The organism is Arenibacter lacus, assembly GCF_008711145.1.
Lineage (GTDB): Bacteria > Bacteroidota > Bacteroidia > Flavobacteriales > Flavobacteriaceae > Arenibacter > Arenibacter amylolyticus.
On sequence record NZ_VVIN01000287.1, the window covers coordinates 1 to 319 of the forward strand.

A 319-nucleotide genomic window follows, 5' to 3' on the forward strand; every position below is an offset into this window, starting at 1 on the left:
TTATACCTATTCCCAGCAGATAATTTTGAGATAGCAATTAATAGTGCTTCCTGCCGGGGGAAAAGTGATGGTTCCATTGACCTACACGCCAATAAGACGCTAAATTACCAAGGGACAATTACAGGAGGCTCCATAAGCACCACCTTCAATTTCACGGAATCCTACACTATTCAGAACCTAGCCGCAGGAACCTATGGGATTTGCATTGAAGGAACAGAGGGAGGAAAGACCTATGAACCCTATTGTTTTGAAACCGTGATAAGCGAACCTCACCCCCTAACGGTGAACGCCAATCTAACCGCTGATGGGAAACAGGTAA

The 319-nt window shown here is 45.1% G+C and carries 1 protein-coding gene; it reads left to right on the plus strand.

All coding sequences use genetic code 11. The features are described from left to right. Positions 1–319, plus strand: a 319-nt coding sequence (locus tag F1E73_RS17790; RefSeq protein ID WP_191089084.1) for a hypothetical protein, incomplete at both ends; no start/stop codon positions are given.